Genomic DNA, 15,263 nt, shown 5'->3' with positions numbered 1-15,263 from the left:
CCGTGAGACCTCCCCGGGTAAGAGCGCAGTCTTTCCTTCCATCTATCTGCCACATCTACACCGTAAGCTTCCGGATAGTTTTGGGCTTCAGTTTGTATTGCAACCTTACCCAGCTTACACATGCCTTATGTGATTTCTGTTCGTCAGACCAGAAGTTTGCCTCCGGCTTCCTTCAGATTCCACCTCACGATGGACACCCTTGCCCTTGGCTATGTGCTTGGCACTATCAACCCGCACTAGGGACTTTCACCCTTTAGACTGCGCCCATGCCGGGCGCACAATGAAAAGACCGCCCCTGAAGGCTTAGGGGCAGTCTTAGCTTCTGCTCAGGATGCTGTTTTTATACCGGGTCGTCAATTGCGCCGATCCGGATTCAGGAAAAAGGCCGGGAATGAACTGCTGGCAGGTACCGGTTTATAGCTATTAAGGGCGCGCCGGTAAACCCGCAAGAGTGTCTGCAGGACCCGGGTATTGCGCTCATCAAAGGCATTGTGTTCTTCATAAAGAATGCCCCGGCATTCCCCGTTGATATGCAAATAGACCGCGTTATTAACCCTGGCCAGGCCAGCCTGGTATATCTGCGAGAGTGGAATAACCTCAACTGCACCGCGAAGCACGTACATGTTTTCGCTGGTGATCAACACCCCGCAATGGTTATTCCCTACCTGGTTCAAGGGCAGATGGATGAGAGGGGTCTCCTCTTCCGGGCGGCAGCCATAAGTTGCTTTGATTTCCTCCATGTGCCTTTCCTTAAAGGGACTGGTGTAGAAATTGAACAGAGGCACAAATTGATCCAGGAAATGGTTGGTGATCTCAGCCAGGTTGTGACCGTCAATGGATCGTTCCGGGTCGAGATAGGTTTCTTTAATATTGGTGTTTACCGCCTGGCGGCCTTTTTTCATATCCACTGCGGCTTTAAGGCGGACTGCTGTTACAGGGCTGATCTGAAAGGGCAAGGTCAGAAATTCCTGCTCATTTACTGTAACCAGGGTGCGCAAGGGTCGGCTTTGCACCTTAAACCGGGCTACCGCCCCCAGCGGTATAGAGCCGACTTCCCGAATGGCTCCCCATTCCGCGGTGACAGGTCTGTAGGGGTTGAAATAATGCAGCTTCTGGTCGGTCAGCATTATAAGAATAGGTACCCGGCCATGGTCTTTACAGGTGAAATACAAGCAATAGGGCTTTTCCCCGGATTCAATCGACGGGCAGAGTTTGCGGGTGTAATCCATTAGAAAATCAGGAATGAGTGGAGCAAAATACAGGTCTCCGGCTTGATAATCGAGATTGTGCCGCAGCATTTTTAACTTCTGTTGCCATGCAAACCAAAAGACCATCAGCATCTTCAGGCCCCTCCTCTCCTCTTTCTGTTTATTATATCGACAGTTTTAACTAAAAGTTCACTTGTTAAAACCGAATCGGCAGTTTTTAGTTGAGGACACGAAGGACGTTATGGTTGTGCCGCCACATACCATAACGTCCTCATTATCCATTATCGAACTACTTCACTTCAACCACCCAGCCGAAGGGATCCTCTACCTGACCATACTGTATGCCGGTCATGGTGTCGTATAAGCGGTGCGATATCTCACCGATATCGCCATTGTTGATAGTGATGATTCTGCCGTCCCAATTGAGTTCCCCGATGGGAGAAATGACCGCGGCAGTGCCGGTGCCAAAGGCCTCTTCCAGTTTTCCCTGTTCATGAGCCGCATAGATCTCCTGTATGCTGACCCTTCTTTCTTCGACCGGCACCCCCCAATGCTTGAGCAAAGCCAGGGACGAATCGCGGGTGATGCCCCCCAAAATACTGCCTTCCAGAGCCGGAGTCACCACGGTTCCGTCGATCTTGAACATCACATTCATAGTGCCGACTTCTTCGATGTATTTCTTCTCCACACCATCAAGCCATAAAACCTGACTGTAATGCTTTTCTTTGGCCTCAATCTGGGCTTTCAGACTGGCAGCATAGTTGCCCGGGGTTTTGGTATGGCCGGTTCCGCCTTTGACGGCCCGGACATAATTGCTCTCCACATAAATCTTGACGGGATCCAGTCCTTCCGGATAATAAGCCCCAACCGGGCAGGTAATCACCATAAATTTATATGTAAGCGAGGGGCGCACCCCCAGGTAGGGATCGGTGGAAATGATAAAAGGCCTTATATACAACGATGTGCCTTCAGCTTCGGGCACCCAATCGCTATCAAATTTTACCAGTGTCTTGATGGCCTCCACAGCGAAGTCTACATCCAAAGGCGGTATCACCAGCCTTTCATTGGAGATGTTGGCCCGCTCCATGTTGGCGTAGGGACGAAATAGATTGATGCGGCCGTCTCTGGTTTTGTAGGCTTTCATCCCTTCGAAAATCGCCTGTCCGTAGTGGAACACCATGGTGGAGGGGTCAAGCTGCAGAGGGCCGTAAGGTACTATCCTGGGATCGTGCCAGCCATTGCCTGCGGTGTAATCCATAACAAACATGTGGTCGGTAAAAAACTCTCCGAAAGGAAGGTCGTTCTGATCCGGTTTAGCCTTGGGAGAGCTCGTCCTGGTAATTTTGATTTCCATGGACATAATGATCACCTCTATCCTCCAAAAATATATGAGCCCTTTCTAAGGTTGATTTCAGGTTTTTATATACATTTGTCTGTATACAGCATACAATACGCAAGAACTCCGGTATGAAGCGATTTGCAGGTTTTTATATGAATTTAATTATTGCACTACAGGGGAACAAAAACAAGGGCGTATCATCAAGTAATTGCAGTAAACATTTCCCTCCCCGACACACGGGGGCATTTTCCTGGTGTCATTTTTTGATTCATTCAGTAATCACAACCACCTTGCCCGGCAATGAGCCGGGCGCCGGCATAGCGGCGTTTCCCGCCTTCGCTCCTGAAAATGACCAGGGATAAGTTTCCCCCCTGTCACTATGCGATGCATATAAGAATCATCGCAGCCCTGACAGTCAAGTTTTATGTTCAAGTACCACTCCTCACCACAAGCATTGACACAGCATGCAGATTCCTATATAAGCAGGATATGGCTATTGAAACGCCGAATTTTGCAGGGATAGACATAAAAAGGAGGGGGATTTATGTCAGATCGAGGCCGTTTGGTATTGCTGGGCGGGCCGTCCTGCGCAGGCAAAGGGCCGCTGTGCAACGCCCTTAAATTGATGTACCCTGCCCAGGAGGCCAAACTTCGCAAGCTGGTGATGTATAATACCCGCAGCCCGCGTCCGGGTGAAAACGAAGGGGTAGACTACTATTTCCGCAGTCACGAAGAAATGGAGCGCTTAAGTGAAGGCGATGATTTTATGCTTTTGGAGGTTCGCGGCGATCTGCAAGGCCTGGATACCCGGGAGCTGTTCAGCGTCCTGGATAACGGTCAGGATGTGCTTTTCGAGGGCAATCCTTACGTTCCCCAAGCCATTTGGAGTCTCCCCGCGATGGCGGAGGTGCATATCTTGCGGGTGTTTTTGTCCCCGCTTTCCAAGGCGGAGATCATCTGGCTGCAGAACCGCGGCGTCAGGGTAAGGGAAACGCTGGTGGATATGATGCGCCGTAAACTCTTGCGCCGCACCCAGAGACAAAAGGGCATCCTCTCTCTTAAGGATCTGGAAAACATCGAGAAGCGGGCCGGCAGCGCGCCTCTGGAATTGGAGCTGGCCTGGCATTTTGATTGGATCATCCCCAACCATGACGGTGAGGACAGTGAAAACTGGAATGCTTTCTACTATCCGCTTGGCGACGCTTTAAAAGCAGTGGAGGCTTTTGCCGCTTTGCTGCGCAATGAGCCTGCCTCCCATGCCGAAAAGTGGGATAAGGATTTGTGGCCTGAGAAATAAATTACTGACTACGGTTTATTGGTGTCAGGGGCACGAGGATATCGACCTACTCTCTGTAGTGTATCAACTTCATACCCCTGACAATTTATGTCCGGTAGGCGGCTCTTGCCAGTTCCAGGGGAAGTCCGGGATAGAGGCCCCCGCAGGAGCCCAGGATGTAACCGGGAGCCCGGCCCCAATCCCGGCACAGCTTGGTGGCTTCCGATTTGAGCTGAAAAGGGTCTTTCAAGCCCAGTGGCCCTTCAAACTGCAAATTGCCCCACCACACCCAGGTCTTAATCATTTCAGGCGGAACAACACCGGGGTTCATACCGGCATCCGGTTGCAGGCCGTGTATGCCCCAGAACCCCGCCCGGGCCAGATCGGGGATTATCCCTGTGACATCGCCGTCGGAATGAAACAGTATGGGGATGTCTGACACCTGCATTTTCTTCAGCCAGCACCGCAATTCAGGAAAATAATACTTGCACAAGTAAGCCGGATCTACCAGGAGACCGCTTTTCCCAGCCAGATCATCTCCCAGAATAAGCCCCTCGCAGCCCCCCTCCAACGCACCGGCGACCGCTTTATAGATACTTTCCAGATAATTGCCCATGAACCCCCGGCTGATGCTGGGCTTATGCACTATCCACTCCGAGGCCCGAACCCATCCCAGTGATTCGATCAAAGTATTAAAAGGTCCGTTGATTAAGGCGAAGGTAAAATAGTCCTTTCCGGACCAATAAGACCAGTCTATATTGGATCGAAAATCGACGGGCAGGCTTACTAAATCAGCCTGCAGTTCCTCCAGCAGGGCTTCTCTGGACAGCCCGGCCTCCCGGAGGAAAGCATCCTCAATCACCATCTCCCCTTTGGGGGGCCGGTCAGATTTTGTTTTGCGGAGCGCATTCCATACGCGTAAACGACCCATATCACTGCTGGCTTCCTTGAAAAATTATTATGGCTGCCTCTGGCCTGTAGTATAAAGTTACTTTATTATCTTCCAACTAAAAATATTATAGCAGATGTCAATAAATGTATTTAGCATCCCAACATTCTGTCGGCGGAAAGAAGGAAAAATAATCCAAAAAGCGGAATACGCTTATAGAGAATGCCAGTATATCCTGTATAGATAAACAAGGAATAGCGGCGTTACCGCATATTATAAGGAGGGGTATAGTAAATGTCAGTTTGGGAGGAGCATTATCGCAAGAATCAGGCCTCTTTCGAAGAGGCTGCGGGCAGGGTTCAATCCGGGGATTTTGTAGGCATTGCCCTTGGTGTTGGGGCTTGCACCCCGCCTATGTATGAGGCCATTCTGAATCGCCATGAAGAACTTACCGGGGTTGTGATCGCGGATGCAGTGCAGTTGCGGCCCAACCGCTTGTACGACCCCGGGTTCATGGGGAATTTACTGGGCAGGATCGATTATTGCCCGGCCTTTGGCATCAGCACCATCCGCAGGATTCATTCTACCCTCATACCAGATTTTTTACCAATAACCGCCCACGATTTTGGAGATAAGATGGCAGCCAACTCCGATGTCTACATAGTCATGATCACACCGCCAAACAGTAAGGGGTACGTCAATCTTGGCCTGACCAATTTTTACACCATGGAGACCGTCCGCAAGGGCAAGGCCTCGGGCAAACTCCGCCTGGCCATCGCCGAGGTCAACGAGAATATGCCCATAGTACTGGGCGACAACTGGATGCATGTATCCGAATTCGACTGTTTTATCGAACACAACAGCCCTATACCCATCTTTTCCCGCAGTCAGCCGACCGAAATGGAGAAGACTATCGCCGGATACGTGCTGGACCTGATTAATGACGGCGACACTATTCAGATGGGGATCGGCGGCATTTCAGAAGCGGTGGTGTGCGGCCTGGAAGGCAAACATGACCTGGGTATCACCACTGAAATGTTCCCTATAGGGCTGAACAAGCTGGTGGAACAGGGCATCGTAACCAATGCCAGAAAACCTCGGCATCGCGGGGTCACACTGGCCACCATCTGTATGGGGGACCAGGAGCTTTATGATTACATCAGTGAAAATCCTTCCTGTGAATTCTATCCCTCCTCCTACACCAACAATCCCGTTGAATTGGCTCAATACCCCAACCTGGTGGCTATAAATATGGCCGTCATGATGGACCTAAGCGGCCAGATCAGCTCCGAAGGCTGGGGACACCGTATGATTAGCGGGGGCGGAGGGCAGCTGGACTTCATGCTGGGCTCTTACTGGTCAGAGGGCGGCAAAGGCGTCACTTTGCTGTCGTCAGCGCGCCAACAGGCGGACGGCAGCCTGTCATCATCGATCCTGCCTGAGCTTCCCCCGGGCACTCCGGTGACGGTTCCGCGCACCTACGCTCAGTATGTGGTCACGGAGTATGGAGTGGCCGACTTGAGAAACAAAAGCCGCCGTCAGCGGGCTCTGGCTTTGATAGAGATCGCCCATCCCGACCTGCGCGGCGAACTGAGAAAGTCCCTGCAGAAGAACTTCTACCCCGGCTTCAGTGCCGCAATCAGCAACATAACCCAGTCCTGATCGAGTAAACAGAACCCTTCCCCTTATTACTGTTACAGGGGGAGGGTCCTTTTATATTTATATTACTGTGCGCGGGGTTTTTAGGGTTTGATCAGCGTCTGGCGGAACTGGGATTTGCTGCGGGGGGGCAGGTTGGGTGAGGCCAGACCGAGTGCGGCCATCTCTTGCCAGGTTTCCAAAAGCCAGGGGGTCTCCAGCCGGGCGGCTTTTAAAACTTCTCTCTGAGAAAAAACCTCTACAGGGGAACCCTGGGCCAGGACTTTTCCTTTATTTAACAACCACACTACATCGGCCCACTGGTAGGCCAGGTTGACATCGTGGGTGGAGATCACCATGGCCTTGCCCTGCCGGTGCAGCTCATCCAGAACCCGCATGAAGCGCTCCGCATTGCCGGGATCCAGTCCTGCGGTAGGCTCATCACAGATAATCAATTCTGGCTCCATAACCAAAACGCCGGCCAAAGCCACCATTTTCTTTTGGCCTACGCTTAGAAAATGGGTGGGTTTGGAGAAAAGGGGCTCGATGCCCAGCTTGCTCCCTACTTCCTCCACTCTGCGCCGGGCTTCGGCCGGGTTGCATCCCTGATTCATCAGGCCAAAAGAGATGTCCTGAAAAACGCTGGAGGAAAACAATTGATTATCCGGGTTTTGAAATACTATTCCCACCTCCCGGCGCAATACCTGCAGCGCCTTTGTATGGTACTGCAGAGCTTTGCCTTTATAGTAAACCAGGCCTGAATGCGGGCGCAGCAAACCGTTGAAGTGAAGGAACAAGGTTGATTTGCCAGCCCCGTTCGGACCTAGAATCGCCGCTTTCGCATTGTGGGGCAGGGAGAGGGTCACCCCGTCCAAGGCCCTGGTGCCGTCCTGATAATTATAGGCCAGGTTTTCGGCAGCTATTAAATCAGAGTGCATATCCATCCCCCGTAACTATGGATCAAAATCAGACTGGCTATAAACATGCCGCTTAGAGCCAGATGCAGAGGCCGCACAATATACTGTTCATCCAAAACCTGCAGGCTGCCCTTGAATCCGCGCGCCAGCAAAGCGTCATAACAGGCGTTGCTTCTCTGCAGGTTCTTGATAAAAAGGTTGCTGAGCAAGGCGGTCAGTGAAGTTAAATGTCCGGCAAAACCCCGGTAGCCGCAGCGGGACTGTTGGGCCACGTAGATGTCCTGGGCGGTTTGCAGAAAGATAAAGATATTCATATAGATTAATCCCATCAGATCGACTGCCACACCGGGAAGCTTGAACAAGCGCAGCACGTAAACCAGCTGCACCACTGGCGTAGTCAAGGCCAGCAGATACATGGCACTTACACAGGCCAGACTGCGCAAAAGCAGGTTTATAGCCTCCTGTAAAGACTGGGGGGAAACGCCCCACCACATGCCTCCGGCATAAACCCCCGGCCAGATACCAGTTGAAAGCGTGCTGTTGGTTATGGCCACGCTCACGCAACCCACCGTCAGGAATACCAGGGGAATTGCCATTAAACCAAGATATAAGCGCCAGGAGACCCTGGCTTTCCCCACCAGCAGGGCGAATATTGCCAGGATTACCAGACAGGAAATGGTTCTGGAATCAAGTGCCAGAACCACTACCAGGATGGCCAGGGTCAGACCAAGCTTAACAGCCGGATGCAGCAGGTACCAGGGAGAATTGTAGGCGGCCTGGTCTATGCTGTTCATGCCTGAGCCCTGCCTTTACTCCTGCCTATGCTGTAGCCCAGATAGTAACATATGAATCCTGTCCCCAGGGCCGCTTGCAAGGCGAACAGCAGGGATTCGATTTCTCCGCTGGGAGGCTCCCATATTGGGTTGAACCAGGGTTCATAGCCGGGATTGATTTCTTCGATGACACCCTCAGCCTGCCCGTCGGCTCCGCCAAACTCTGCGCCTTGATTACTATATAAGGCGTAGACTACCAGACACAACATGATGGCGATCAATATAAGATTTCTCTTCACGCCTGCTCACCTCCGATGCTCATGTCACGCAGGCTTTCCACTTCCTGCCGGTTGTACGCATATAACAAATCCACCACTAATACGGTCAATATGCCTTCTATTATAGCGATAGGTACCTGTGTCACTGCAAAAATGCCGGTGAATTTGATCAAAGCCCCATAAAAACCGTCGGGACCTCCCGGGTAGGCTAAAGCTAATTGCAGGGCAGTAACGCAGTAGGTGGCAAGACTTCCCAGCGCCGCCCCAATGAGTACTGCAGCCCAGTGGGGCAGCCTGGTCTTTTTTAGGAGGGCGTAAACGCCGTAAGTCACTAGCGGGCCTACGATTGCCATAGACATGACATTGGCGCCAAGAGTGGTCAACCCGCCATGGGCCAAAAGAAGGGCCTGGAATAATAAAACGATCAGGCCGATAAGCACCATTACGGCAGGCCCGAAAAGAATGGCTCCCAGGGCCACCCCGGTAGGATGGGAGCAACTGCCGGTGACAGATGGCAGTTTTAGTGCCGAAAGCACGAAAGTAAAGGCGCCCGCAAAGGCTAACAACAGCATGGCTCTGGGGTTTTGGGCCACCAATTGCCGGGTTTTTCTGATGCTCAGGTAAAGAAAAGGCAGCATTAAGACAAACCAGGCCACAGCCCAGGGCAGCGGTAAGAATCCTTCCATTATGTGCATTCCGAATGATAACAAGATAGTTAACCTCCTTCCTGGTTACGATCAGTTCACTCTTTTAATCAGCTATATCAGGCAAATCAATTAAGTCTATTCCCCCCTATCGCTGTATTAAATCCATTAACTGCTTTATCCCGCAGGCGGTAGGATATTGTTGCGAGGTCTTTCTTTTGATGACAACAATAGTCAGATTAAGATCCAGGGCGGCCGAGATTTTGGTGTCTGCGCCGCCCATTTTGCCGCTGTCCCGCGTCACCACGACATCCGCATTATAAGTCTTGAATAATGTTTTGTTAATTTTGCGGGAAAAGGGGCCTTGCATGGCCACGATATCATGGATAGGAATTCCAATATCCTGGCATTTCTTTACTATTTTCCAGTCCGGCAGTACGCGGACTACAAACCGGGTCCCCTGCAGGCGGGAGTCATTGCAGAAGCTGTCCAGGCAATAGCTCCCGGTAGTTAAGAATACATTTCTGGCGCCGATTTCAACTAATTTGTCCACCGCATCTGCAAATGAATATACCGTGAACAATAACGGCGAAACAGGCAGTTCCAATTCCTCCCGGTAATAGCGGATATATCGAGGTGCGGGGGTGATCTGGTTTATGGCTTCGAAAAGGCCGCTGCTGCTCTCGGAGCTGGCGTCAATCACTATTTTCACCTCTTGGTCATTAACAAACTGCATCAAATCCAGGTTATGATCAGGCAGGAGATGACATCCCAGTCCGGCGTCGATAATGTGGTGACGGCAGGAAGAATTGGTTGGATAAACAACCACCTGACAACCGCATTCAATAATCCGTGCCATGATCTCGGGGGCTTCTTTAATTCCTGCGACCAGCATAATCAACCCATTTCCCTCCCTGCTTACAGGCATAAAAAATAGCAGCACATCTTGAAACCTCACCTTGGCGGTGACAGCAAGAACAGGCTGCTTACTGGCTCAGGTATCATCGTGTCACCAGATCTGGCAGACACTCTCCCAATACAGTCACTGGCTCGGTTTGGCACCGATTGTCTTTTCAGCCGTTTCCCTCAGGAAAAGGCGCCCTATGTTTATTCAATATAAAAACCCTGTACCGTATGATACAGGGTTGTGGTTCACGACCATCGTACACACCCATGCACCGTGGGCTAATGTAGACTAAATAGAATGCAGCAGGTTTCCTGACTGAGGTTCATCGCCTTTTACGCCTTCCCAGATCTTCATCCAGTGGCATTCAGTAAAAGGCTCCCCATTACAGTGGCGGCACCGTGATGGATTTTCACCATCTTCCCTGTGTCATTCTTCACTGTTATTTAGTTAAGTCTTATTTTATCGGTTTTGGGCAAATATTTCAATCTTTTTTGGTACGCAAATTAAAACCTTTTTCAAAAACCTGGCATTTAATAAAGTTACTTCACTTGACCTGTTTCAAGGCCTCTACGAGGCGCAGGTTTTGATCGCGGCCTTTTACGGCGATGCGGAAGTAATATGGGGATAGGTTTGCGAAATTCGAGCAGTTGCGGATTAAAATACCGCGGGGACCCAGGCGCTCCTGCCACTCGTCTGCCGTAAGGCCGCTTTTTTCCGCGTCGATGAGCAGGAAGTTGCTTACCCCGGGGAATACCTGCAAAAACGGCAGCTCTTGCAGCCGCTCTATGAATAACTGCCTTTCCTGATTGACAAAGGCGATGGTCTTTTCCATATAAGCCACATCAGCCAGCGAAGCCCGCCCGGCCGCCAGAGCCAGGGTGTTGATCCGCCAGGTGGGGAGCAAAAACTCCATGCGTTTGATATGTTCTGCACAGGCTGCCGCATAACCCAGACGCAGGCCGGGAATAGCAAAAAATTTGGTTAAGGATCCCACCACTACAAGGTGGGGATTGTGCTCCACCTCCTGGCTTATGGAGAGTTCCCGGCCGGCGAAATCCAGAAAGGCCTCATCAACCACCATAACTCCCCGGACGTCCTGCACATAAGCGGCCAACTCCAGCAATTCCTGCGGTTTAAAAAGATTGCCGGTGGGGTTATTGGGATTACCGATAAATATCAGGTCACCGGGCTGCAGGGCCTCCCTGATCTCTGGCAAAGGCAGCCTAAACTGTTTATCGGCATCCAGGGCAATTCTAACCACCCGCGGGTTTTCCAGGCCTTCTCCGTATTCGGAAAAACAGGGGGCCAACAACAAGAGCCGCCCTTTATAAAACATCCTTCCCAGAAGGTAGATTAATTCCGAACCGCCGTTGCCCAGGACCAAATTGGCCTTATCCACCCCCAGGTGCTGAGCCAGGGCCAGTTTACAGGAATCGCCGCACGGTTCGGGATAGTGAGTCAGCTGTGAGATATTGCTTTCAATTGCCTCCAGGGCTTGCGGCGACGGTCCCAGAGGGTTGATGTTGGCGCTGAAATCCAGGATCTCGTCAAGCGCTATCCCCCACCTCTGGGCGGCTTTCCACACATCGCCGCCATGAACCGGTTTGCATAAATGTTGACTGCCCATAACACCTCCTACTCTGAACTGTCTAACCCCACCAGCGGGATAACAGAACTCCCAGGACTACCGCCTCTGCACTTACCAGGAGCATGATGCTAAGGCTTTGCTTGATGTGATCTATTTGCATCGGATGAAGGGGCTGACCCATTACCGCCCGCGGTGAGGCAATGCCGCCGTAATAATTGAGGCCTCCCAGCTGTATCCCCAGCGCCCCGGCTACGGCCGCTTCGGGAATGCCGCTGTTGGGGCTGGGATGCCGGGGCGCGTCGCGCCATATGGTTTTAACCACCCCGGAAAAACCGCCCCGGGTAAACGGGGCCAGGGGTAGATACAGCAAGCCGGTCAGCCGGGCCGGAATATAATTGGCCACATCGTCCAATCGAGCCCCGGCCCAGCCCAGATAGCGATATTTTTCATTTTTGTAGCCTACCATGGAATCCAGGGTATTGACGGCTTTATATGCCATAGCCAGGGCCGGTCCGCCCAAAAAACCATAGAACAGCGGCGCGGTGATGCCGTCGACAGTGTTTTCCGAAACCGTTTCCACCACTCCGCGGACCAGCTGGGCTTCATCCAGGTGCTCGGTATCCCGGCCTACAATCATAGCCAGGGCTTGGCGGGCCGGTTCTAAACGGCCTTCTTTCAAGGGGCGCAGAACCTCCCGGGCATGTCGATAGAGGCTGTTGATGGCCAGGGTCTGACTCATGAGCAGAATGCTTGCGGCCGCACCCACATAGGGATGCGCCAGATAGGCCAGGGTTATGATTCCCCAGGTGATCAGGTAGGTTCCCAGAACCACCGCCAGGACCATCAAGCCCCCCCCCAGCTTCAAGGCTGCGGGGCTGGCCGCAAAGCTGCGCACCGCCGTTTCACATCGGCGTATGGCCCGGCCTATCCATATCACCGGATGGGGTACTCCGCGCGGGTCTCCGATCAGAAGGTCTAATAAGACTGCTGTCAAGATGATCCATTCCATCTCAAGCCTCTCCCCAACCCATAATCCGGTATACCTTGTCCATATCCAAACTAGCCCGCACCAGATCGGCCCATTGATCATATTTGTGCTGCCTCTGCGTCATGGGCAGATCCTCACTGTGCAGAGCGGGAAATCCCTTTTTCTTGCGGATGTCGTTCATAACGCCCAGCATAACCGCCGGGTTGTCAAAGATGCCGTGCAGATAGGTGCCGAACACCCGCCCGCTGTCGCTGCAGGCCCCGTCCCACACACTGCATTTTTCTCCGGAGCGGGTAAAAATGTGGGTTAGACCGCAGCCTGCCCCGATGAGGGCGCTCTGTCCCATATGAATCTCGTAGCCTTCTACTTCCTGCCCGCACAAATGCTGCCACAAGCCCTGCTTGCTGACAATCTTCGCCTGGGCTTGATGGGTGCTCTTTTGGGGGCCGAACAGAGTGCTCACGGGCAGGAGGCCCAGCCCGGGCAGGGATCCGATCCCGGCTTCAGTGCCGTCCGGATCCAGAAGCTCCTGTCCCAGCATCTGAAAACCGCCGCAGATACCGGCCACATAAGCGCCTTCTTCAGCCAAGCGGCGGATTTCCTGATCATAACCCTTTTCCTGCAAATAGAGCATATCCAGGATAGAGTTCTTGGTGCCGGGGATAATGATAAGATCGGCCTGACCGAGGGCCTCTCCGGGACGAACATAATGGATGCGGGTGTCAGGCAGTCCTATAAATGCATTTATATCAGTAAAATTGGAGATGCGCGGCAGCTGCATGACTGCCACCCGGATCGGGGCCTGTTCCGCTCCCCATCCATTCTTCTCGCTAAGACACACCGAGTCTTCTTCATCGATGCCATGATCATGAACATACGGCACCACACCCAGAACCGGGATGCCGGTGCGTTGCGAAAGAAAATCCAGGCCGGACTGCAGCAGGCCGATATCGCCGCGGAATTTATTGATGATAAAACCCTTCACCCGCTGCCTTTCATGGGGCTCCAATAGCTCCAGGGTGCCGATCAGAGAAGCGAACACCCCGCCGCGGTCAATGTCAGCCGCCATCAAAACCGGAGCGTCAGCCAATTCGGCGGTCTTCATGTTAACGATATCACGATCCTTGAGGTTGATTTCGGCCGGACTGCCGGCCCCTTCTATCACCAGAATCTCATACTGCTCTTTAAGCTGCTTTATACAATCCCTGACGATCGACACCGCTCCCGGCAGAAAATCGCGGCGATAGGCTGTGGCCGACATATCGGCATAAGGCACCCCCAGGGTGATGATCTGGGCCTCGCTGTCCTGCTTGGGTTTGATGAGTATGGGGTTCATGAGCACGCTGGGAGCCAACCCGGCCGCTTCTGCCTGAGCTCCCTGAGCCCGGCCGATTTCGCCTCCATCGGGAGTGACCGTGGAATTCAACGCCATATTCTGGGCCTTAAACGGTGCGGTCTTGTAGCCGTCCTGAACGAATATGCGGCATAAAGCGGTGCACAACATGCTTTTGCCTACATTTGAAGAAGTGCCCTGCACCATTATGGCCTGGTGTCTTTTCACCTTGCTCCCCCTCCCTTGATACGGTTGGCTATCCCGGCGGTGACAAAATAGACCTGCTCCGCCGCTGCCGCCAGCATCTGATTGATTCTGCCGTTTAGATCTCTGAAGATACGAGCATCCGGATACTCCGGCACAATACCCATCCCTACTTCATCGGCCACCAGGATCAGCGCTCCCGACAGACCGGACCAGGCGGCGATAAAGTCCCTTGCCTCCTGCAAACAGGCCTCTTCCCGCTCCGCCGACCAGGGCCGGCTCTCCTGCCAATCCTCGCCGTAGATGAGATTGGCGGTCCAGGTGCCAATACAATCTACCAGCACAACGCTGGGCTGATGCTTCCAGTTCCGCAAGGCCCGGGCCAGACGGCGCGGTTCCTCCACGGTGTGCCAGTGCCCGGGGCGGCGCTGTTGATGTTTCTTAATCCGGGCGGCAAATTCCTGATCACAGCCAATGCCAGTAGCCAGGTAGAATACATCACAGTTATAAAAGGATTCCATTTCCCGGGCCAGATCTTCGGCAAATACACTCTTGCCGCTACTGCCGCCTCCCAAGACCATTATCGATTCCAGCATATTTAAGCCCCTTCACTGTAGAGTAAAGCGTTGACAATGCTGACCGCAATGGGGCTGCCTCCCCGGGTCCCCAGGAGGCTGATATAAGGTATCAAGTCCTGGCCGACCAGCATCTCCTTGGATTCGGCGGCCCCTACAAAGCCCACCGGGGTGCCTACCACCAGGGCGGGGCGGCATATCCCCTGTTCAACCAGATCCAAAACTTCGAAAAGGGCTGTGGGGGCATTGCCGATGGCCACAATAGCCCCATTCAAGCGGGGCCCGAACTGGCGCATGGCCGCAGCCGCCCGGGTGATTTCCCAAGCTTTGCTGTTAGCAATGGTCGCGGGCTCGCTGATTAAGCATAATACCTGCCCGCCGCAGCTTTCCAACCGGGCGGCGTTGATTCCTGATTTAAGCATGTTGACATCGGTAAATACGTGGGCTCCGCCCTCTAATGCGGAAAGACCTGCCTCGATGGCCCGGGGATGAAAGCGCAGGTATTTTACTATGTCGGGATCGCCGGTAGTATGAATAACCCGTTTGACTATCTGTTTTTCGACCGGACCGAATTCATAGCCGTCAAGGTAGCTCTCGATGATTTCCATACTGCGGTTTTCGATTTCGCGCGGATTCCAGATAATATTCATGCCCGGGTCGCCTCCCCTTCTATAAAGGCCTCCCCGATCCTGTCCTGTATGATCTG

General features: G+C 52.8%; 15 protein-coding genes and 1 riboswitch. Of the genes, 2 read left to right on the top strand and 13 right to left on the bottom strand.

Annotation, left to right across the window (positions count from 1 at the left end; all coding sequences use genetic code 11):
* Nucleotides 1-353 precede the first annotated feature (353 nt).
* Nucleotides 354-1,340 carry a hypothetical protein gene (locus B2633_RS09710; RefSeq protein ID WP_483170421.1) on the bottom strand — a complete coding sequence of 329 codons (987 nt, stop codon included), beginning with the start codon at nt 1,338-1,340 and terminating at the stop codon, nt 354-356.
* Between the two features lie 157 nt (nt 1,341-1,497).
* Nucleotides 1,498-2,562, bottom strand: a complete 1,065-nt coding sequence (locus B2633_RS09705; RefSeq protein WP_483170463.1) for a branched-chain amino acid aminotransferase — start codon at nt 2,560-2,562, stop codon at nt 1,498-1,500.
* Nucleotides 2,563-3,091: 529 nt separating this feature from the next.
* Here B2633_RS09705 and B2633_RS09700 point away from each other — a divergent pair.
* Nucleotides 3,092-3,844 (top strand): guanylate kinase, encoded by a 753-nt coding sequence (locus tag B2633_RS09700; RefSeq protein ID WP_483170420.1) that lies wholly within the window; start codon nt 3,092-3,094, stop codon nt 3,842-3,844.
* Nucleotides 3,845-3,929: 85 nt separating this feature from the next.
* On the opposite strand, the gene B2633_RS09695 is transcribed toward B2633_RS09700, so the two are convergent.
* Nucleotides 3,930-4,754 (bottom strand): uroporphyrinogen decarboxylase family protein, encoded by an 825-nt coding sequence (locus B2633_RS09695; RefSeq protein WP_483170419.1) that lies wholly within the window; start codon nt 4,752-4,754, stop codon nt 3,930-3,932.
* Between the two features lie 252 nt (nt 4,755-5,006).
* Between B2633_RS09695 and B2633_RS09690 the strand changes: the two genes are divergently transcribed.
* On the top strand, nt 5,007-6,374 hold the full coding sequence (locus B2633_RS09690; RefSeq protein WP_483170417.1) for an acetyl-CoA hydrolase/transferase family protein: 1,368 nt from the start codon (nt 5,007-5,009) through the stop codon (nt 6,372-6,374).
* Between the two features lie 80 nt (nt 6,375-6,454).
* Here B2633_RS09690 and B2633_RS09685 read toward each other — a convergent pair whose 3' ends face one another.
* The 10 genes from B2633_RS09685 to B2633_RS09640 form a co-directional block, all read right to left on the bottom strand.
* The gene (locus tag B2633_RS09685) at nt 6,455-7,288 is read right to left on the bottom strand and encodes an energy-coupling factor ABC transporter ATP-binding protein (protein WP_483170416.1); all 834 of its coding nucleotides are present in this window, start codon (nt 7,286-7,288) and stop codon (nt 6,455-6,457) included.
* A complete protein-coding gene (gene cbiQ, locus B2633_RS09680; protein ID WP_481041318.1) occupies nt 7,273-8,061 on the bottom strand; it encodes a cobalt ECF transporter T component CbiQ in 789 nt (262 codons plus the stop codon). The genes B2633_RS09685 and cbiQ overlap by 16 nt, the downstream gene beginning before the upstream one ends.
* Nucleotides 8,058-8,339 carry an energy-coupling factor ABC transporter substrate-binding protein gene (locus tag B2633_RS09675; protein WP_483170415.1) on the bottom strand — a complete coding sequence of 94 codons (282 nt, stop codon included), beginning with the start codon at nt 8,337-8,339 and terminating at the stop codon, nt 8,058-8,060. The genes cbiQ and B2633_RS09675 overlap by 4 nt, the downstream gene beginning before the upstream one ends.
* Nucleotides 8,336-9,028, bottom strand: a complete 693-nt coding sequence (locus B2633_RS09670) for an energy-coupling factor ABC transporter permease (RefSeq protein ID WP_483170413.1) — start codon at nt 9,026-9,028, stop codon at nt 8,336-8,338. The genes B2633_RS09675 and B2633_RS09670 overlap by 4 nt, the downstream gene beginning before the upstream one ends.
* Before the next feature lie 82 nt (nt 9,029-9,110).
* Nucleotides 9,111-9,890 (bottom strand): precorrin-6A/cobalt-precorrin-6A reductase, encoded by a 780-nt coding sequence (locus B2633_RS09665; protein WP_483170412.1) that lies wholly within the window; start codon nt 9,888-9,890, stop codon nt 9,111-9,113.
* 263 nt (nt 9,891-10,153) lie between these two features.
* A riboswitch (cobalamin riboswitch) is annotated at nt 10,154-10,325 on the bottom strand.
* 88 nt (nt 10,326-10,413) lie between these two features.
* Nucleotides 10,414-11,496 (bottom strand): threonine-phosphate decarboxylase CobD, encoded by a 1,083-nt coding sequence (gene cobD / locus B2633_RS09660; RefSeq protein ID WP_483170410.1) that lies wholly within the window; start codon nt 11,494-11,496, stop codon nt 10,414-10,416.
* Between the two features lie 22 nt (nt 11,497-11,518).
* Nucleotides 11,519-12,466 (bottom strand): adenosylcobinamide-phosphate synthase CbiB, encoded by a 948-nt coding sequence (cbiB, locus tag B2633_RS09655; protein ID WP_483170409.1) that lies wholly within the window; start codon nt 12,464-12,466, stop codon nt 11,519-11,521.
* A 1-nt stretch (nt 12,467) separates the two neighbouring features.
* Nucleotides 12,468-14,006: a cobyric acid synthase gene (locus tag B2633_RS09650; RefSeq protein WP_483170408.1), complete on the bottom strand. Its 1,539-nt coding sequence runs from the start codon at nt 14,004-14,006 to the stop codon at nt 12,468-12,470.
* Nucleotides 14,003-14,578 (bottom strand): bifunctional adenosylcobinamide kinase/adenosylcobinamide-phosphate guanylyltransferase, encoded by a 576-nt coding sequence (gene cobU, locus B2633_RS09645; RefSeq protein ID WP_483170407.1) that lies wholly within the window; start codon nt 14,576-14,578, stop codon nt 14,003-14,005. Before cobU ends, B2633_RS09650 begins: the two co-directional genes overlap by 4 nt.
* Nucleotides 14,579-14,580: 2 nt before the next feature.
* Nucleotides 14,581-15,165: a precorrin-8X methylmutase gene (locus tag B2633_RS09640; protein WP_483170462.1), complete on the bottom strand. Its 585-nt coding sequence runs from the start codon at nt 15,163-15,165 to the stop codon at nt 14,581-14,583.
* Between the last annotated feature and the right edge of the window lie 98 nt (nt 15,166-15,263).

Source organism: Syntrophomonas sp. UBA1041, from assembly GCF_002316705.1.
Lineage (GTDB): Bacteria > Bacillota > Syntrophomonadia > Syntrophomonadales > Syntrophomonadaceae > DTU019.
Note: the sequence above shows the minus strand (reverse complement) of the source record. Positions and strands in the feature narration are given on the sequence as shown.